Annotated in this window: 15 protein-coding genes; 12 read left to right on the plus strand and 3 right to left on the minus strand. The window is 72.8% G+C overall.

Annotated elements, in window-relative coordinates; all coding sequences use genetic code 11:
* Window positions 1–233 precede the first annotated feature (233 nt).
* The 3 genes from groES (at window position 234) to CRP52_RS19155 (ending at window position 3453) form a co-directional block, all read left to right on the plus strand.
* Complete coding sequence (gene groES, locus CRP52_RS19145) at window positions 234–539, plus strand: co-chaperone GroES (RefSeq protein WP_014136232.1); 306 nt, start codon at window positions 234–236, stop codon at window positions 537–539.
* A 116-nt stretch (window positions 540–655) separates the two neighbouring features.
* Window positions 656–2290 (plus strand): chaperonin GroEL, encoded by a 1635-nt coding sequence (groL, locus tag CRP52_RS19150; RefSeq protein WP_097237512.1) that lies wholly within the window; start codon window positions 656–658, stop codon window positions 2288–2290.
* 164 nt (window positions 2291–2454) lie between these two features.
* Entirely contained in the window at window positions 2455–3453 is a 999-nt protein-coding gene (locus CRP52_RS19155; protein WP_097237513.1) for a LysR family transcriptional regulator, read from the plus strand.
* 97 nt (window positions 3454–3550) lie between these two features.
* Here CRP52_RS19155 and CRP52_RS19160 read toward each other — a convergent pair whose 3' ends face one another.
* On the minus strand, window positions 3551–3877 hold the full coding sequence (locus CRP52_RS19160) for a WhiB family transcriptional regulator (RefSeq protein ID WP_030055868.1): 327 nt from the start codon (window positions 3875–3877) through the stop codon (window positions 3551–3553).
* A gap of 561 nt (window positions 3878–4438) precedes the next feature.
* Between CRP52_RS19160 and CRP52_RS19165 the strand changes: the two genes are divergently transcribed.
* The 4 genes from CRP52_RS19165 to CRP52_RS19180 all read left to right on the plus strand — a co-directional run bounded on the left by CRP52_RS19165 (window position 4439) and on the right by CRP52_RS19180 (window position 9251).
* A complete protein-coding gene (locus CRP52_RS19165) occupies window positions 4439–5050 on the plus strand; it encodes a response regulator transcription factor (protein ID WP_014136228.1) in 612 nt (203 codons plus the stop codon).
* A 497-nt stretch (window positions 5051–5547) separates the two neighbouring features.
* Complete coding sequence (gene shbA, locus CRP52_RS19170; protein ID WP_030055869.1) at window positions 5548–6132, plus strand: RNA polymerase sigma factor ShbA; 585 nt, start codon at window positions 5548–5550, stop codon at window positions 6130–6132.
* A 285-nt stretch (window positions 6133–6417) separates the two neighbouring features.
* Complete coding sequence (guaB, locus tag CRP52_RS19175; protein ID WP_097237514.1) at window positions 6418–7920, plus strand: IMP dehydrogenase; 1503 nt, start codon at window positions 6418–6420, stop codon at window positions 7918–7920.
* Between the two features lie 203 nt (window positions 7921–8123).
* Window positions 8124–9251, plus strand: coding sequence for a GuaB3 family IMP dehydrogenase-related protein (locus CRP52_RS19180; RefSeq protein WP_097237515.1), 1128 nt, complete (start codon window positions 8124–8126; stop codon window positions 9249–9251).
* Window positions 9252–9335: 84 nt separating this feature from the next.
* Here the strand turns inward: CRP52_RS19180 and CRP52_RS19185 are convergent, their stop codons facing one another.
* A complete protein-coding gene (locus tag CRP52_RS19185; RefSeq protein WP_097237516.1) occupies window positions 9336–9872 on the minus strand; it encodes a hypothetical protein in 537 nt (178 codons plus the stop codon).
* A 252-nt stretch (window positions 9873–10124) separates the two neighbouring features.
* Between CRP52_RS19185 and CRP52_RS40530 the strand changes: the two genes are divergently transcribed.
* Window positions 10125–12026 (plus strand): serine/threonine-protein kinase, encoded by a 1902-nt coding sequence (locus tag CRP52_RS40530; protein ID WP_097237517.1) that lies wholly within the window; start codon window positions 10125–10127, stop codon window positions 12024–12026.
* An 8-nt stretch (window positions 12027–12034) separates the two neighbouring features.
* Here the strand turns inward: CRP52_RS40530 and CRP52_RS19195 are convergent, their stop codons facing one another.
* Window positions 12035–12571, minus strand: a complete 537-nt coding sequence (locus tag CRP52_RS19195) for an SHOCT domain-containing protein (protein ID WP_097237518.1) — start codon at window positions 12569–12571, stop codon at window positions 12035–12037.
* A gap of 57 nt (window positions 12572–12628) precedes the next feature.
* Between CRP52_RS19195 and CRP52_RS19200 the strand changes: the two genes are divergently transcribed.
* From CRP52_RS19200 to CRP52_RS19215, 4 genes are all read left to right on the plus strand, one after another.
* Entirely contained in the window at window positions 12629–13681 is a 1053-nt protein-coding gene (locus CRP52_RS19200; RefSeq protein WP_097237519.1) for a protein kinase domain-containing protein, read from the plus strand.
* A 161-nt stretch (window positions 13682–13842) separates the two neighbouring features.
* Window positions 13843–15624: a protein kinase domain-containing protein gene (locus tag CRP52_RS40535; protein ID WP_306458874.1), complete on the plus strand. Its 1782-nt coding sequence runs from the start codon at window positions 13843–13845 to the stop codon at window positions 15622–15624.
* Window positions 15625–15785: 161 nt separating this feature from the next.
* Window positions 15786–17417, plus strand: a complete 1632-nt coding sequence (locus CRP52_RS19210) for a succinic semialdehyde dehydrogenase (protein ID WP_097237520.1) — start codon at window positions 15786–15788, stop codon at window positions 17415–17417.
* A gap of 120 nt (window positions 17418–17537) precedes the next feature.
* A complete protein-coding gene (locus CRP52_RS19215; protein ID WP_097237521.1) occupies window positions 17538–19343 on the plus strand; it encodes a GMC oxidoreductase in 1806 nt (601 codons plus the stop codon).
* Window positions 19344–19547: the final 204 nt, after the last annotated feature.

A 19547-nucleotide genomic window follows, 5' to 3' on the forward strand; every position in this document is an offset into this window, starting at 1 on the left:
GCCCGAGGAGGGCCGCACATGAGTACGGCTACTCGTCCGTAGCCCGGGTTCTCCGGGCGCGCCGTTGGCACTCTGGTTGACGGAGTGCTAACACCGGCCTATGGTCGTCCTTGGCACTCCCCACTGGGGGAGTGCTAACGCGAAGACGCGTGTCTGACCCCCGCGACGGCAGGCCCGCAGGTTCGCCACCTACCCGTTAGAAAGCCCCGTAATCTCCGAAGGGGAGCTCGGACGTGACCACCAGCAGCAAGGTTGCCATCAAGCCGCTCGAGGACCGCATCGTGGTCCAGCCGCTCGACGCCGAGACCACCACGGCCTCCGGCCTGGTTATCCCGGACACCGCCAAGGAGAAGCCCCAGGAGGGCGTCGTCCTGGCCGTCGGCCCGGGCCGCTTCGAGGACGGCCAGCGTCTGCCGCTCGACGTCGCCGTCGGTGACATCGTCCTGTACTCGAAGTACGGCGGCACCGAGGTGAAGTACCAGGGCGAGGAGTACCTGGTCCTCTCGGCCCGCGACGTTCTCGCGATCATCGAGAAGTAAGTCGTTCCGACCCGCCCCGGATCCGTGTCCCAAGTGACAGGGGCCCGGGGCGTGGTTGTTGGTTCACGTAGTTCGGCGGCCGGTGGGCCGACCGCATCCCCGAGGGAATAGGGAACATGGCGAAGATCCTGCAGTTCGACGAGGACGCCCGCCGCTCGCTGGAGCGCGGTGTCAACAAGCTGGCCGACACCGTCAAGGTGACCATCGGCCCCAAGGGCCGCAACGTCGTGATCGACAAGAAGTTCGGCGCCCCGACCATCACCAACGACGGTGTCACCATCGCCCGTGAGGTCGAGCTGGACGACCCGTACGAGAACCTTGGCGCGCAGCTCGTCAAGGAGGTCGCCACCAAGACCAACGACGTCGCGGGTGACGGCACCACCACCGCCACCGTGCTGGCCCAGGCCCTGGTCAACGAGGGTCTGCGCAACGTCGCCGCCGGCGCCGGCCCGGCCGCCCTGAAGAAGGGCATCGACAAGGCCGTCGCCGCCGTCTCCGAGCACCTGCTGTCCGTCGCCCGCGAGATCGAGGGCAAGGACGACGTCGCCGCCGTCGCGTCCCTCTCCGCGCAGGACACCCAGGTCGGCGAGCTGATCGCCGAGGCGATCGACAAGGTCGGCAAGGACGGTGTCATCACCGTCGAGGAGTCGAACACCTTCGGCGTGGAGCTGGACTTCACCGAGGGCATGCAGTTCGACAAGGGCTACCTGTCGCCGTACTTCGTCACCGACGCGGAGCGTCAGGAGGCGGTCCTGGAGGACCCGTACATCCTGATCAACCAGGGCAAGATCTCCTCCATCCAGGAGCTGCTGCCGCTGCTGGAGAAGATCCTGCAGGGCGGTGCGTCCAAGCCGCTGCTGATCATCGCCGAGGACGTCGACGGCGAGGCGCTGTCGACCCTGGTCGTGAACAAGATCCGCGGCACCTTCAACGCCGTCGCCGTCAAGGCCCCGGGCTTCGGCGACCGCCGCAAGGCGATCCTCGGCGACCTGGCCACCCTGACCGGCGGCACGGTCATCTCCGAGGAGGTCGGCCTCAAGCTCGACCAGGTCGGCCTGGACGTGCTGGGCACCGCCCGCCGCGTGACCATCACCAAGGACGAGACCACCGTCGTCGACGGCGCCGGTGACGCCGAGGCCGTGGCCGGCCGCGTCGCCCAGATCAAGGGCGAGATCGCCGCGACCGACTCCGACTGGGACCGCGAGAAGCTGCAGGAGCGCCTGGCCAAGCTGGCCGGCGGCGTCTGCGTCATCAAGGTCGGCGCCGCCACCGAGGTGGAGCTGAAGGAGCGCAAGCACCGCCTGGAGGACGCCATCTCGGCGACCCGCGCCGCGGTCGAGGAGGGCATCGTCGCCGGCGGTGGCGCCTCCCTGGTCCACGCCGCCAAGGTGCTGGACGGCGGCCTGGGCCTGTCGGGCGACGAGGCGACCGGTGTCGCGGTCGTCCGCAAGGCGCTGCACGAGCCGCTGCGCTGGATCGCCCAGAACGCCGGCCTGGAGGGCTACGTCATCACCTCCAAGGTCTCCGAGCTGGAGGCCGGCCAGGGCTACAACGCCGCCACCGGCGAGTACGGCGACCTGGTGAAGGCCGGCGTCATCGACCCGGTCAAGGTCACCCGCTCCGCCCTGGAGAACGCCGCCTCGATCGCCTCCCTGCTGCTCACCACCGAGACCCTCGTGGTGGAGAAGAAGGAGGACGAGGCCGACAACGGTCACGGCCACTCGCACGGCGGCCACGGCCACTCGCACTGAGGCCCGAACCACTGACCGGAGGCCCGGCCGCACCCCTCGTGGGCGCGGCCGGGCCTCCGGCTGTTCAGTCGCCCGCTTGCCTCATGAATGCCTCGGGGCGGGCGTTCAGGCTTCAATTATCAGTAGAATTTTGCATTATCAAAAGATTGCCTTATAACTGAGGCATGATCGAGGCCCGCCATCTGCGCGTCCTGCGTGCCGTCGCCCGCACCGGCTCCTTCTCCGCCGCCGCCCGTGAGCTGGGGTGTACCCAGCCCGCCATCAGCCAGCAGATGAAGGCCCTGGAGAAGTCGGTGGACACCCCGCTGGTGGTCCGTTCGGGCCGGGGGATGCAGCTCAGCGAGGCCGGGCGGGTGCTGCTCAAGCATGCCACCGGGATCCTGGCCGGGCTCTCCGCCGCCGAGGAGGAGGTGGCCGCGATCGCCGGGCTGCGGGCCGGCCGGGTCCGACTGGTCTCCTTCCCGACCGCGAGCTCCACCCTGGTGCCGCCCGCGGTCGCCCGGCTGCGGGACGGCCATCCGGGGGTGCGCGTGTCGCTGGTCGAGGCGGAGCCGCCGGAGTCGCTGGCGATGCTGCGCGGCGGCGAGTGCGAGATCGCGCTGGCCTTCCGCTACCCGCAGTCCGACGGTGCCGCCGCCCTCCCGGCCCCCGCCCACGGAACGCCGCGCGAGGCGCGGGCCGAGGCCAACCTGGAGGCCCAGCAGCTGACCGCCGGCACCGACTGGTCCGATCTGGTGGTCACCCCGCTGCTGGACGACCCGCTGGTGGGCCTGCTGCCCGCCGCCCACCCGCTGGCCGGGCGGGGCGGCCCGGTGGGGCTGGCCGAGCTGGCGGGGGAGCAGTGGATCGCCGGCTGCCCGCAGTGCCGGGGACACCTGGTGGAACTGTGCGCGGGGGCGGGCTTCGAGCCCCGGATCGACTTCGCGACGGACGACTACCCCGCGGTGGTCGGCCTGGTGGCGGCCGGGCTTGGGGTGGCGGTGCTGCCCAGGCTGGCGCTGCAGTCGGTGCGCCCTGACGGCGTGTCGACGGTGCCGGTGCGGACGGCCTCCGGGGCGCCGGCGGTGCGCCAGGTGGTCGCGCTGACCCTGCCGGACCTGGCCGAGGTGCCGGCCGTGGCACTGATGCTGGAGCGGCTGGCGGGGGCGGCGGCGGCCCGCTGACGGCGGGTGACGGAACTCCCGCAGAGCCCCTATCGGCCGTGCGCAGGCTGAGGCGCCGCGAAGAAACGTTTCTTCACGGCGCACCGTGGAGGCGGGTCTAGTGCTGCGCGACGGCCGGCGGGGTCAGCGGGACCTCCACCAGCCGGTGCCGCGAGCGCCCCAGCATCTCCTCGCGCTCGTCCTCGGTCATCCCGCCCCAGACCCCGTACGGCTCGCGGACCGCCAGCGCGTGCGCCGCGCACTCGGCGATCACCGGGCAGCGCATGCAGACCTCCTTGGCGCTGGCCTCGCGCGAACTGCGCGCGGCCCCGCGCTCGCCCTCGGGGTGGAAGAAGAGCGAGCTGTCCACGCCACGGCAGGCTGCGGAGAGCTGCCAGTCCCAGAGGTCCGCGTTGGGACCGGGGAGGCGGGAGAAATCTGCCATGGCTCATTCCCTTCAGAGGCTGTCGGCCGCCGGCCGGGCGTTCGGCGGGCTGCTGCCGAGCGGCACGGCGGGGCTTCGATGCACTGGTGTGGACACCTGGAAATATGACTTAAGGCAACTCCATGGACAAGTCACCCACACACTGGCACAACAGTCAATGACCATACGAAAGCTATAAAAACGGGCAAAGTGGGCAAGGGGTTCGGCGGGCGTGGACGTGGCAATCGGGTGGCCGACGGGCGCGCGACGCACCGAATCGATGTGCGGGTCGTACGCCGACCGCGCGCGAGCTGCGGAAAAGTGCGGCGTGTGCACCGCGATGCGGCTGATCGGTAATGAGTTGGCCACGTACAGTGGTGGAGATGGCCCTGAAGGCCGTAACTCATTCGAGTGACGGTCGTTGGAAGTGCGGAGGCGGTTAGCGGGCGCCGGACGTCGGGAACGATCGCGGGCAAGTTGGGGCGATCAGCACGGAGTCTGTCGCCGATCGGCCGTGTCGGAGAGGTTCGTACCAGCCAGGAGGCTCAACGTGACGCGGATCAGCTGCGGAGGACGACGGTCATGACTTCCGTTCTCGTTTGCGACGATTCCCCGCTCGCCCGCGAGGCGCTTCGCCGCGCCGTCGCGACCGTACCCGGTGTGGACCGGGTCACCACCGCGACGAACGGGGAGGAGGTCCTCCGCCGCTGGGTGGCCGACCGCTCCGATCTCGTTCTGATGGACGTCCGGATGCCCGGCCTCGGCGGGGTCGAGACGGTCCGGCGGCTGCTGTCCGCCGACCCGGGCGCGCGGATCATCATGCTCACCGTCGCCGAGGACCTCGACGGGGTCGCGCTCGCGGTGGCCGCGGGCGCCCGCGGGTACCTGCACAAGGACGCCTCGCGCGCCGAACTGCGGGCCACCGTCACCCAGGCCCTCGCCGACCCGACCTGGCGGCTCGCCCCGCGCCGGCTGCGCAGCCCCGACATGGGCGCGGCGCCGACCCTGACGGCGCGTGAGATCCAGGTCCTGGAGGGCATGAGCCACGGGCGCAGCAACGCCGAGATCGGGCGCGAGCTGTTCCTCTCCGAGGACACCGTGAAGACCCACGCCCGACGGCTGTTCAAGAAGCTCGGAGCCTCGGACCGCGCGCACGCGGTGGCGCTGGGCTTCCGCTGGGGCCTGGTCCGCTGACCACCGGCGGCGCCGCAGGATGCGGCGCGCCGTGGGTGATTCCCGGAGCAGGGGCCGCACAGGCGTGTGACGTTACGGTCCCGAGGTTGCACCATGGAGGAGTGGAGCACCTCGGGGACCAGCGGACAGGCACTGCGGCGAACCACGCAGCCGCAGGACACTCGGCGGACGGCGCGAAGGACGGGACCACCGACGGCGGGGCGGGAGGCGGCACGGTGCAGGAGGGGCCGGTGGTGCGCGGCACGCCCTACGGTGCGGCAGCGCATAACGTTCCGGTGCACAACTCCGGACGCGGTGCCGCGTTTTCCCGCTCGACCAGGCACCATGGACCGATGCGCGACGACGTCGCCGGTGCGGCCGGCCAGGCGGACCCGGTGGAGGCCGAGCCCTCCGGCCCGGGCCACGATCCGTCGTACGCCGATTCTTCGTACGCCGATCCGGACGGCGCCGTGGCGGGCCCGGGCCGTCCGCCGGTGCTCGGCTCCGGTCGTCCGCCGGTGCTCGGCACGGGCGGCTCGCCCCTGGTGGGTGAGCTGGTGGCGGCCGCAGTGCGGGGTGAGGGCCCGGCGATCGATGCCCTGCTCGCGTACGTCCATCCGCTGGCGCTGCGGTACTGCCGCGCCAAGCTGGCCCGGCTGCCCGGTGGCGCCCGGCACCACGTGGACGACGTCGCACAGGAGGTCTGCGTCGCGGTGCTCTGCGCGCTGCCCCGGTACAAGGACCAGGGGCGGCCGTTCGAGGCCTTCGTGTACGGCATCGCCGCGCACAAGATCGCCGACCTGCAGCGGGCCGCGATGCGCGGGCCCGGCTCGACGGTCGTCCCGCAGGACGACCTGCCCGAGGTGCCGGACGAGGCGCTCGGCCCGGAGGAGCAGGCGCTGCTGAGCAGCGACGCGGCCTGGGCGAAGGAACTGCTCTCCAACCTGCCGGCCCGTCAGCGCGAGCTGGTGCTGCTCCGGGTGGCGGCCGGGCTGTCGGCGGAGGAGACCGGCGAGGTGCTCGGGATGTCGCCGGGTGCCGTGCGGGTGGCCCAGCACCGGGCGCTCAGTCGGCTGCGGGCGCTGGCCGAGGAGTCCTCCTGAGACGTCCTGCGCCCTGACCTCGGCTCGGCGGCGGGCCGCCGACCAGCGGAATGAGCGGCGGGGCGGGGATGTTGTCAAGGGCACACGAGGACACATTCGCGGTGCCAGTACCATGGGGTATCGGCGCCTGGGCGGGTTGCCAAAGTTTCACGGGTGCGCGCTGGGTCCCCTTGGAGGATCCTCCTATTGCACCCGGCTTTCGGCGGTCTGCGCGAGTGAGCGATGAATGCGCCCCCACCCTCAGGGCGTGAGCGGATAAGGCCGGCCACGGAAGGTACCCCCCAAATGTCTTACAACGCCGCAGGCGTACCCGAGAAGTTCGCCATGCTCGGGCTCACGTTCGATGACGTCCTGCTGCTGCCCGGGGCCTCCGAGGTGCTGCCGAACGAGGTCGACACCTCCTCGCGGGTCTCCCGGAACGTCCGCGTCAACATCCCGCTGCTCTCCGCGGCGATGGACAAGGTCACCGAGTCGCGGATGGCGATCGCGATGGCGCGCCAGGGCGGCGTCGGCGTGCTCCACCGCAACCTGTCGGTCGAGGACCAGGCCAACCAGGTCGACCTGGTGAAGCGCTCCGAGTCCGGCATGGTCACCGACCCGATCACCGTCGGCCCGGACACCACGCTGGCCGAGGCCGACGCGCTGTGCGCCAAGTTCCGCATCTCCGGTGTGCCGATCGCCGACGAGGCGGGCAAGCTGCTCGGCATCGTCACCAACCGTGACATGGCCTTCGAGTCGGACCGCAGCCGCCAGGTCCGCGAGATCATGACCCCGATGCCGCTGATCACCGGCAAGGTCGGCATCTCCGGCGTGGACGCGATGGCGCTGCTGCGCCGCCACAAGATCGAGAAGCTGCCGCTGGTCGACGACGAGGGCCGGATCAAGGGCCTGATCACCGTCAAGGACTTCGTCAAGGCCGAGCAGTACCCGAACGCCGCCAAGGACGCCGAGGGCCGACTGCTGGTCGGCGCCGCCGTCGGCGCCAGCGCCGAGGCGTTCGACCGGGCCCAGGCCCTGGTCGAGGCCGGCGTGGACTTCCTCGTCGTGGACACCTCGCACGGCCACAGCCACAACGCGCTGGCCTGGATCGCGAAGATCAAGTCGGCCGTCGGCGTCGACGTGGTCGGCGGCAACGTGGCCACCCGCGACGGCGCCCAGGCGCTGATCGACGCCGGCGTGGACGGCGTCAAGGTCGGCGTCGGCCCCGGCTCCATCTGCACCACCCGCGTGGTCGCCGGCATCGGCGTCCCGCAGATCACCGCCATCTACGAGGCCGCGCAGGCCTGCCAGGCGGCCGGCGTGCCGGTCATCGGCGACGGCGGCCTGCAGTACTCCGGCGACATCGGCAAGGCGCTGGCCGCCGGTGCCGACACCGTGATGCTCGGCTCGCTGCTGGCCGGCTGCGAGGAGTCCCCGGGCGAGTTGCTGTTCATCAACGGCAAGCAGTTCAAGTCCTACCGCGGCATGGGGTCGCTGGGCGCCATGCAGTCCCGCGGCCAGGGCCGCTCGTACTCCAAGGACCGCTACTTCCAGGCCGAGGTCGCCTCGGACGACAAGCTCGTCCCGGAGGGCATCGAGGGCCAGGTGCAGTACCGCGGTCCGCTGTCGGCCGTGCTGCACCAGCTGGTCGGCGGCCTGCGCCAGACCATGGGCTACGTCGGGGCCGGCACCATCGCCGAGATGGAGAGCAAGGGGCGCTTCGTCCGGATCACCTCGGCGGGGCTCAAGGAGAGCCACCCGCACGACATCCAGATGACCGTCGAGGCGCCGAACTACTCGGCGCGCTGAGGCGGCGGCGCGGTGACGCGCTGACCGGCTGACCACGGAAGGGCCTGCTGCGGCGGGCCCTTCCGCATGTTCGGGGGGTTGGGGCGGTGGGGCGGGAGGCGTGGGACGGCTGGGGCGTCGGGGCGGGAGGCGCGGCGGTACGGGATACTGGGGTCTGCCGGGGTGACCCGGCGGGCATGAGCAACACAGCAGAAGGGCTCGAAGTGACTGAGATCGAGATCGGGCGAGGCAAGCGCGGCCGCCGGGCTTACGCCTTCGACGACATCGCCGTCGTCCCCAGCCGCCGTACCCGGGACCCGAAGGAGGTCTCGATCGCCTGGCAGATCGACGCCTACCGCTTCGAGCTGCCGTTCCTGGCCGCCCCGATGGACAGCGTGGTCTCGCCGCAGCAGGCCATCGCCATCGGCCGCCTCGGCGGTCTGGGCGTGCTGAACCTGGAAGGCCTGTGGACCCGCTACGACGACCCGCAGCCGCTGCTGGACGAGATCGCCGCGATCACCGACGAGGCCACCGCGACCCGCCGGCTGCAGGAGATCTACGCGGCGCCGATCCGCGCCGAGCTGATCAAGCAGCGGATCCAGGAGGTCCGCGACTCGGGTGTCGTCACCGCCGCCGCGCTCTCGCCGCAGCGCACCGCCGAGTTCTCCAAGGCCGTGGTGGACGCCGGCGTCGACGTCTTCGTCATCCGTGGCACCACCGTCTCGGCCGAGCACGTCTCCAGCGCCGCCGAGCCGCTCAACCTCAAGCAGTTCATCTACGAGCTGGACGTTCCGGTCATCGTCGGCGGCTGCGCCACGTACACCGCGGCGCTGCACCTGATGCGGACCGGCGCGGCCGGCGTGCTGGTGGGCTTCGGTGGGGGTGCCGCCCACACCACCCGGAACGTGCTGGGCATCCAGGTGCCGATGGCGACCGCCGTCGCCGATGTGGCGGCTGCGCGTCGTGACTACATGGACGAGTCCGGTGGCCGCTACGTGCACGTGATCGCGGACGGTGGCGTCGGGTTCAGCGGTGACATCCCGAAGGCGGTCGCCTGTGGCGCGGACGCGGTGATGATCGGTGCGGCGCTGGCCCGTGCGACCGATGCTCCGGGCAAGGGGATCCACTGGGGCATGGAGGCCGTCCACGAGGAGCTGCCGCGCGGCAAGCGGGTGGACCTCGGGACGGTCGGGACCACCGAGGAGATCCTGACCGGTCCGTCGCACACTCCGGACGGGACCATGAACCTCTTCGGTGCGCTGCGGCGGGCGATGGCCACCACGGGGTACACGGAGCTCAAGGAGTTCCAGCGGGTCGAGGTGACGGTCAACCCGGCGCTCGATCACCGCTGAGTCTGTTGTCTCGAAGGCCCCCGCCGGGAGTTCCGGCGGGGGCCTTCGGGCTGTTCGGGGGCTTCGGCCGGGGGTGGGGGTGGGTCAGCCCCGGTTGGCGGTGCGGCGGGTGAGGAGGAAGCCGCCGATGAGGGCGATGGCGTAGAAGGCGGCGTCGAGGGGGCGCAGGTCGGCGCGCCAGGTGGCCAGGGTGTTGTCGGGGGGTGTCCGGCGGAGGTGTTCGATCAGTTGGCCGAGGAGGAGGGCTCCGGCGGCGAGGAGGGCGCCGAGCGGGGGGAGCAGTCGGTTCCGGCCACCGAGGCGGCCCAGGGGGAGGGCGACCAGGCCGGCGGGGGCGATGGCCAGCCAGCCGAGGCTGTCGGCGGCCCGCAGGGGTGCGTAGCCGTAGGCCAGGCCGCTGAGCAGCATGGCGAGCAGGGCGAGGGTGACGGCCAGGGCGGTGCGGCGGCGCGGGGTGGCCCGGGGGGCGGGGTCGACGGGGTCGTAGCCGGTGACGGGGGCGCCGGGCATGCCGGGGGCGACGTAGCCCTCGGGTGACAGGGGGAGCGGCGCGACCGAGTAGTGCTGGGCGGCCTGCGGACGGGCCGATGGGCCGTCAGTGCCCGGCGCGGAGGCGGTCATGGGCGTCGAGTCCCCCCGGAAAAGACTATGAGCTGCTGAACGGTAGCAGTGACTCGGTGGATCTTGGCGAGTTTTCGATCACAGATCGGGCACGGAGCGCCGCTCCCGTTCCGGTTCGTCCCTGCTTGGGACGGGGGGTGGGTGGTCGAGGGCCCCCGGGACAGGAGATGATGGAGGCTTGGGCGTTGGGACCGAGGCCGGGCCGACGCGCCGTCACCACCACCGCCGGCAGCACATGGGGGAACGTTCCGAATGACCCAGGCGCAGGGTTCCACCGGCCGCCTCCTGGCCGGCCGCTACCGCCTGAACGGCGTGCTCGGACGCGGCGGCATGGGCACCGTCTGGCGCGCCGAGGACGAGATGCTGGGCCGGACCGTCGCGGTCAAGGAACTGCGGATGAACGCCAGCGTCGAGGAGGAGGAGAAGCACCGGCTGATCACCCGGACGCTGCGCGAGGCCAAGGCCACGGCGCGGATCCGGCACAACTCGGCGGTCACCGTCTTCGACGTGGTCGACGAGGACGACCGGCCGTGGATCGTGATGGAGCTGGTCGAGTCCCGCTCGCTGGCCGACGTCATCCGGGAGGACGGGCCGCTCGCCCCCGCCCGGGCCGCCGAGATCGCGCTCGACGTGCTGGGCGTGCTGAGCGCCGCGCACGCGCTGGGCATCCTGCACCGGGACGTCAAGCCGTCCAATGTGCTGATCGGCGACGACGGCCGGGTCGTGCTCACCGACTTCGGCATCGCCAGCGTCGAGGGCGACGCCTCGGTCACCTCCACCGGCATGCTGGTCGGCGCCCCCTCGTACATATCCCCCGAGCGGGCCCGCGGGCAGAAGCCCGGGCCGCCGGCCGACCTGTGGTCGCTGGGCGGCACGCTGTACGCGATGGTCGAGGGCCGGCCGCCGTACGACCGGGGCTCGGCACTGGCCACGCTGACCGCGGTGATGACCGAGGACCTGACCGCGCCGGTGAACGCCGGGGCGCTGCTGCCGGTGATCGAGGGGCTGCTGGCGAAGGACCCGGCCGAGCGGCTGAACGCCTCGCAGACCCGGTCGATGCTCAAGCGGGTGGTCGCGGAGGCCACGTCGAAGGCCGAGTCGACGACCGAGCACGCGGTGCCGGTGGCTGCCGCGTCGGCGAAGGCGGCTTCGACGGAGGCGGGGGAGCCTGCGGCGAAGGCGGAGCCGGAGCGGGCCGAGGAAGGCCGGAAGCGGGCCGTGGGTGGGCTGCTGGGGACGGTCCGGGTGGGAAGTCGGGCCCGGGACGAGGAGCCGGCTGTCGAGGCCGTCGAGCCGGCGCCCGAGCCGATCCGGCCGGTGACCAGTGAGTGGACGCTGGGTGCGACGCAGGCCGCCGGGGCTGATCCGCGCACCGGTCGGCGGCGGTTGGCCATTGCCACCGTGGTCGTGGTGCTGCTGGTGATCGCGGGTGTGGTCGCGGTGGTCAAGGCCGTGGGCAGTGGGAGTGGCGGTTCGGCGGGTGGGTCGACGCACGGTGCGGGGGCCACGTCGCCGGCGGTGACGGCTACCGAGGTCACGCCGAGTGCGGCGGCTCCTGCGCCGGCTGCCACGGCTGCCGGGACGCCGGGGGCGGAGGCCGGTGCGCCGGCGCCCGTTCCGTCGGCTCCCGTACCTTCGGCTCCCGTTGCGCCGGCGAGCACGCCGGCTGCTCAGGCGCCCGCCCCGGCGCAGCCTGCGCCGGGGGCTGCGGTGCCGGCGGGGTACCACGAGTACAAGGACCCGAGCGGGTTCTCGGTGTTCCTGCCGGAGGGGCTGCAGCCGGGCGAGTCCACGTCGAACCGGCGGATCTTCAAGAACGCGGCCGACGGCAGCCAGTTGCGGATCGAGTGGACGACCTCGCCGGGTGCGAGTGCCGTGGCGGACTGGCAGGAGTCCGAGCCCGACCTGCGCGGCCAGGTCAGCAACTACCAGCGGCTGAACCTCTCGGCGATCACCTACCGGCAGTGGACGAACGCGGCCGACTGGGAGTGGACCAACGGCACGCCCAAGATGCACTCGCTCAACCGGGGCTTCGTGACCGGGACTCCGGCCAAGTACGGCTACTCGATCTACTGGATCGTCCCGGACGCGCAGTGGGCGGCGCAGGCCCCGGTCCGGGACGTCGTCTTCGCCAGTTTCCAGCCGGCGCCATAGGGGCCGAGTCAGCCGATCAGGCGTTGCTTGGCGCGGGTGAACTCGTCTGGGGTGAGGGCGCCGGAGGTGTGCAGGGCGGCCAACCGTTCGAGCTGGTCGATGAGTTGCTCGCCGCCCGGGGCGGGCTTCGCCAGGGTGACGGTGGGCGCGGCCGCCGGTGCGGTGCGGGCGAGGCGGGCGGACTCCCGTATCCGCTCGGCGAAGTCGTCGGCCTCGACCACGTCCTCGAAGCGGTGCGAGCCGGTCAGGGCGACGACCGTCAGGATCTCTCCGTTGAGCTTTGAGCGGGCGACGGTGGCGTCGGTGACGGCGGCGAGCGGAACCGGTACCGGCGGCTTCCCGTCCTTCAGGAAGAGCAGCCGATGGGTGGTCAGGACGAGCACCCCCTTGCGGAAGTGGTCGGGGTGGCGCCCGGCGGTGGAGGCGACGGGCTCCTCGCCGTCGATGACGGCCGCCTCCACGGTGCGGACGGTTTCGGCCTGGTTGGCTTTGTTGTTGTTGCCCGCCACCCTGAAGGCGGTGTCGATCAGATCGGTCCATTCCATGGGACCGAGCGTAAAGGAGCCGCTCAGTAGGCTGCTCGGTGAGCGAGAGGAACTGGCATGCGAGGCGGCCCCGGGCAGTTGGCGGCCGGGCGGTACCGGCTGACGGACCGTCCTGAACCGCTGTGCGCGCACGCGGTGGACGAGCGGACCGGCGAATCGGTTCTGCTGCGCGGCCTGGAGCTGCCCGGGCTGCTGACCACCGGTCTGGACCCGGAGGATGCGGCGGCCGCGCAGGCGGACCGGCTGGTGCGGCGGGTGGCGGCGGTCGGCTCGACCGCCCCGACCGGGCACCCGCGGCTGTTGCGCGGGCTCGGGGCCTTCGTCGAGGACGAGCTACTGTGGACGGTCGAGGAGCGGCCGGCCGGGGGGACGGCGGCCGAACTGCTGGTCGGCGGGCCGCTGTCGCCGTACCGGGCGGCCGAGTTGGCGGCGGACCTGGCCGGTGCGCTGCGGGCGCTGCACGGGGCCGGGCTCACCCACGGCAACCTGACCGCCGAGTCGGTGCTGGTCTGCGAGGACGGCGCGGCGATGCTCGGCGGGCTGCTCGCCGGGGTGGCCCAGGAGGCACTGGCCGAGGAGCTCGGCGGGCCGGGCGGGCGGCGGCGGTACGAGGTGCGGGCCACCCTGGTCGGCGCGGTCGCGGAGCGCTGGCCGCTGGACGGCGGTCCGGCGGGTGACTGCTGGGCGCTCGGGGTGCTGCTGCACCGGCTGGTCACCGGCCGCTCGCCGTACCCGGAGGGCGGGGTGCCGGAGCTGGTGACGGCCGTACGGGACGGGCGGCGCGAGCATTCGGCGGTCTGCGGGCCGCTGGGGCCGCTGGTCGAGCGGCTGCTGCAGCCCGACCCGGCGCGCAGGCCGACGGCGGAGGACGTACGGCGGGAGCTGGCGGAGCTGCTGGCGGGTGCGCCGGAGCCGGTGGACGAGGAGCGGGTGGCCCGGGCGGTGATGCTGAAGCCGGAGGCTCCGCTGGTGCCGCGGCGGCGGGAATCCGTGGGCGGCGGGTCGAAGCCGCCGCGGATACCTCCCTCATTGCTGGGTCCGCTCCTGGTGGGGGCCGTGTTTGTGCTGCTCGCGCTGGGAATGGCCGCCGTGGTGCTGTTCGCAGGCTGACGGCCCGGGCGGATCCGGGTCCGCCGGTCCGGGGGGTGGGCGTGATTACCGGGGGCGCCGACGTACGCCTAATGTGTGCGTGGGATTTGTTCGAACAGTGGTCTGCACCAGGTCCTTCGTCACGGTGACGGCAGGCGGAATGTGTGGGGGAGCGGTCGCAGATGGGTGTGCAGGACCGGCCGGAGGCGGCCGACGCGGAGCGGCTGCTGGCCGGGCGGTACGAGCTCGGCGAGCGGCTCGGCCGGGGCGGCATGGGCACCGTCTGGCGGGCCTGGGACCGGATGCTGGACCGTGAGGTCGCGGTCAAGGAGCTGACCGTCAACCACCTCCCCGAGGAGGACCTGCAGATCCTGCACGCCCGGATGAAGCGCGAGGCCAGCGCGGCCGCGCGGATCAAGCACCCCGGCGTGATCACCGTGCACGACGTGCTGGAGCAGGACGGCCGGCCGTGGATCGTGATGGAGCTGGTCGACGGCCGCTCGCTGGCCGACGTGATCAGCCAGGACGGCACCCTGCAGCCGCGCGCGGCCGCCGAGGTCGGCAGCCAGGTGCTGGCCGCGCTGCACCGCGGCCACCAGCTGGGCGTGCTGCACCGGGACGTGAAGCCGGCCAACGTGCTGCTGGAGCGCGGCACCGGGCGGGTCGTGCTGCTGGACTTCGGCATCGCGAAGTACGAGGGCTCGACCGAGCTGACCCGGCCCGGTGACCTGGTCGGCTCGCCGGACTACCTGGCGCCGGAGCGCGCCCAGGGCGAGCGGCCGGGCCCGGCCTCCGACCTGTGGGGCCTCGGGGCGACGCTGTACGCGGCGGTCGAGGGCCAGTCGCCGTTCCGCCGGGACTCGCCGATCACCACGCTGGCCGCGGTGGTCGACGAGCCGCTGCCGGAGTCGCGCCGGGCCGGCTCGCTGGGGCCGGTGCTGGCCGCGCTGATGGCCAAGGACCCGGCCGACCGGCCGACCGCGGACGAGGCGGCCCGGATGCTCGCCGAGGTCCAGGCCGGGCACACGATGGGCTTCAAATCGGTCGCGCCGGTGCGGATGCCCACCCAGTCGGTGCCGGTGGTCGACCGCCGTGCGGGGGCCGGGGCAGAGCCGGCCGAGGGGGCGGAGGGCTCCCAGGGCCCGGCGGGTTCCCAGGGGTCGATGGGTTCCCGGGGCCCGGTGGGTTCCGAGGGACCGACCGAGCCGAAGTCGGCCGCGCCCGCCCTGGTCGGGCAGGACACCGCGGGGGGCGCTCTGGCCGCCGCACAGGCGCACACCGCCCCGGTCGCGCCGGTCGCGCACTCCGTCCTGCCCGCGCGCGGGCCGGCCAAGCGCCGCAACACGGCGAAGATCGTCGCCATCGCGGTGGCCGTCGGCCTGCTGGCGGCCGCGGCGACCTTCCTCGCCACCCGGGAGGTGGTCGGCGGCGGCACCGACGACCCGACGCCGACCGGGCCGGCCGAGTCGACCCCGCCGGGGCCCACCGGCGACGCCGGCCCCGCGGCGCCCGACGGCTACCACTGGGTCGACGACCCGGCCGGCTTCCGCTTCCCGCTGCCCTCGGGCACCCCCGCCTGGCAGCGCAGCAGCGCGCCGGACAACCAGATCTTCTACAGCCCCGACGGCAAGGTGCACTACCTGCAGTTCGCCGTCACCGTCGGGCAGTCGGTCAAGCCGCTGGAGCACATGCGGCAGATGGAGAGCAGCGTCTCCAAGTCGCTGAAGGACTACAAGCAGCACAAGCTGACCGGCGTCCAGGTGAACGGCCACGAGGCGGCCGTCTGGGAGTTCAGCTACGCCGCGCAGGGCGGCGGCCGCCGGCGGGCGATCGAGGCCGAGTTCATCGACGACGACGGCACCAGCTACGCGATCTACTCCTCCAGCCCGGAGAAGGGCAACGAGTGGAACGAGGCGGAGCAGCGCTTCAACGCCGTGCTCCACTACTTCACGCCGACCCGTTGAGCGGGTGGTCGGCGCCGACCCGTTGAGCGGGGCGCCGGCGCCGACCGGTCGAGCGGGGCGCCGGCCCGCTGAGGAGCGGGGTGCCCGCTTTCGACCGACTGCGGCAGATTCCGGTTACCGACGGGTACCGGACCGGGCGCCGAAGGCCTAGGCTGCGCCGTATGTCGGACCTCACAGCAGATGCAGTGGCCACCGAACAGCCCGGCGCCGGCAATCCGGCGGCCCCCGGCGGAGGCCGGACCGTCACGGCGGCCGTCCCGCCGTCCCTGGTCGCCCGGCTGACCGCCGGCGTCACGGCGACCGGCGAGCCCGACCTGGTGGACACCGTCGCCCCGCTCACCGGCGAGCGGCTGGCCGGCCTGCCGCAGTCCACCCCGGCCGACGTCGAGGTCGCCTTCCAGCTGGCCCGCCGCGCCCAGGCCGCCTGGGCCGCGCTGCCCGTCCGCCGCCGCGCCGCCGTCCTGCTGCGCTTCCACGACCTGCTGCTCAAGCGGCAGGACGAGGTGCTGGACCTGATCCAGGCGGAGACCGGCAAGGCCCGACTGCACGCCTTCGAGGAGGTGCTGGCCGTCGCCATGGCCGCCCGGCACTACGGGCGGGCCGCGCACGCGTACCTCAGGGACAAGCGACGCGGCGGCGCGCTGCCGGTGCTCACCCACGCGGTCGAGGCCCGCCGCCCCAAGGGCGTGATCGGCCACATCTCGCCCTGGAACTACCCGCTGGAGCTGTCCGTCGGCGACGCCCTGCCCGCCTTCGCGGCCGGCAACGCGGTGGTCAACAAGCCCGACACGCAGACCGCGCTGACCGCCCTGTGGGCCCGCGAACTGCTGGTCGAGGCCGGGCTGCCGGCCGACCTGTGGCAGGTCGTGATCGGCGACGGCCCGGTGATCGGCCCCGCCGTGGTGGAGCACGCCGACTACGTCTCCTTCACCGGCTCCACCCGCACCGGCCGTGACGTCGCCCAGCGGGCCGCCGCCCGGCTGGTCGGCGCCTCGCTCGAACTCGGCGGCAAGAACGCCATGCTGGTGCTCTCCGACGCCGATCTCGACGCCGCCGCCGCGGGCGCCGTACGGGCCTGCTTCTCCTCCGCCGGACAGCTGTGCATCTCGATCGAGCGGCTGCTGGTGCACCGCTCGGTGGCCGACGAGTTCCTGGAGCGCTTCGCCGCCCGCACCCGGGCGCTGCGCCTCGGCGGCGGCCTCGCGTACGGCGCGGACATGGGCTCGCTGGTCTCCGTCCGCCAGCTGGAGACCACCACCCGGCACGTGGAGGAGGCCGTCAAGGCGGGCGCCACCGTGGTGGCCGGCGGGCGCGCCCGGCCGGACCTGGGCCCGTTCTTCTTCGAGCCGACCATCCTCGACGGCGTCACCCCGGAGATGGCGGTCTGCGCCGAGGAGACCTTCGGCCCGGTCGTCTCGGTCTACCGCTTCGACACCGACGACGAGGCGGTGGCCGCCGCCAACTCCACGCCGTACGGCCTGAACTCCAGCGTCTGGACCGGGAGCCTGCGGCGCGGCCGGTCGGTCGCGGCCCGGCTGCGCACCGGGACGGTCAACGTCAACGAGGCGTACGCGGCCGCGTACGGCTCGGTCGCCTCGCCGATGGGCGGCATGGGCGACTCCGGGCTGGGCCGCCGGCACGGCGCCGAGGGCATCCTGCGCTTCACCGAGGCGCAGACCATCGCGACCCAGCGGCTGATGCCGATCGCGCCCTCGTTCGGCCTGGACGACAAGCAGTTCGCCGCGGTGATGACCGGCGGGCTGCGGGCGCTCAAGGCGCTGCGCTTCCGGTAGGCCCAGGCGGCCCAGTGCCCAGGTGGCACCGGGGCCCACGTGGTACCGGGCCCCGGTGGTGTGGGGCCCGGACTCGCGCTTCCCACAGGCAAGTTCATCCCGGCGAAGGAGCAGTGGCAGATGGTGGAGTCCGCAGGTGCGGCGGAGTTCGACTACGACGTGGTCGTGGTCGGTTCCGGCTTCGGCGGTGCGGTGGCGGCGCTGCGGCTGACCGAGAAGGGCTACCGGGTCGCCGTCCTGGAGGCCGGGCGGCGCTTCGACCGGGACGAGCTGCCCAGGAACTCCTGGGACCTGCCGAACTACCTGTGGGCGCCGCAGCTCGGGCTGTACGGCATCCAGCGGATCCACCTGCTGGCCAACGTGCTGATCCTGGCCGGTGCCGGGGTCGGCGGCGGCTCGCTGAACTACGCCAACACCCTGTACGTGCCGCCGAAGGCGTTCTTCGAGGACCGCCAGTGGCGCCACATCACCGACTGGCAGGAGGAGTTGGCGCCGTTCTACGACCAGGCGCAGCGGATGCTCGGGGTCCGGCTCAACCCGACCGTCACCCCCTCCGACGTCCACCTCAAGGCGGCCGCCGAGCGGATGGGCGTCGGCGACACCTTCCACATGGCGCCGGTCGGGGTCTTCTTCGGCGACGGCAAGGACACCGACGGCACGGCCAAGGCGGCGCCCGGCGACGAGGTCGCCGACCCGTACTTCGGCGGTGCCGGACCGGCCCGCAAGGCCTGCGTGGAGTGCGGCGAGTGCATGACCGGCTGCCGGCACGGCGCCAAGAACATGCTCACCGAGAACTACCTGTACCTGGCGGAGCGGGGCGGCGCCGAGATCCACCCGCTGACCACGGTGGCCCGGATCCGGGAGCAGGGCGGGGCCGATGGTCATGGTGGCTTTGCGGTGGACGTGCGCCGCACCGACTCCCGCTCGAAGACCGACCGGGTGAAGGCGGGCGCACGGACCATCACCGCCGCCCGGGTCGTGGTCGCGGCCGGCACCTACGGCACCCAGTCGCTGCTGCACCGGATGCGCGCCGCCGGGCACCTGCCCCGGATCTCGGCGCGGCTCGGCGAGCTGACCCGCACCAACTCCGAGGCCTTGGTGGGCGCGCAGACCACCGACCGGCGCTACGGCAGCAAGGCGGACTTCACCAAGGGCGTCGCGATCACCTCCTCGATCCACCCGGACGCCAACACCCACATCGAGCCGGTCCGCTACGGCAAGGGCTCCAACGCGATGGGCGCGCTGTCGATCGCGCAGGTCAAGGGCGACGGCCGGGGCCCGCGCTGGCTGCGCTACCTGGGCAACTCGGTGCTGCACCCGGTGACCTTCGCCCGCTCGATGAACCAGCGCGGCTGGTCCGAGAAGACGATCATCGGCCTGGTGATGCAGTCGCTGGACAACTCGATCACCGTCTCGCTGAAGAAGGGCCCGCTCGGCAAGGACCGGCTCACCTCCAGCCAGGGCCACGGCGCCCCCAACCCGACCTGGATCCCGGCCGCCGAGCAGGGCGCCCAGGCGCTGGCCGACGAGATCAACGGCTTCGCGGGCAGCACCGTCGGCGAGATCTTCGACATCCCGATGACCGCGCACTTCCTCGGCGGCTGCCCGATCGGCGACGCCCCCGAGACCGGCGTGGTCGACCCGTACCACCGGCTGTACGGGTACCCCGGGATCAGCGTGGTGGACGGCGCGGCCGTCTCCGCCAACCTCGGCGTCAACCCCTCGCTCACCATCACCGCCCAGGCCGAGCGCGCCATGTCGATGTGGCCGAACAAGGGCGAGGCCGACCCGCGCCCGGCCCAGGACCAGGCCTACCGGCGGGTCACCCCGGTGGCGCCGGTGCGGCCGGCCGTGCCGGAGGGCGCGTTCGGGGCGCTTCGGCTGCCACTGCTGCCCGTCCCGGAGGTCCCGAAGAAGCGCGGCTGAACCCCTCTCGGCGGGCCAATCCGCTTGCCGGGGTTCCCGGTTGACATCCGTTCGGATCCGATGGGATAAACGGGCTCCCTGGGGCAGCTCGGGGACTCGTCGAGCGGGGGGAAAGCGGTTCATGGCCGACTGCGCATCGTGCGGCGCGACTTCGGTGGAGGGAACGGACACCTGCGGTTCGTGCGGGCGGCCGGTCGCGCCGCC

Origin of the sequence: Streptomyces sp. 1331.2, from assembly GCF_900199205.1 — a bacterium.
In the GTDB taxonomy this organism is placed as follows: Bacteria; Actinomycetota; Actinomycetes; order Streptomycetales; family Streptomycetaceae; genus Kitasatospora.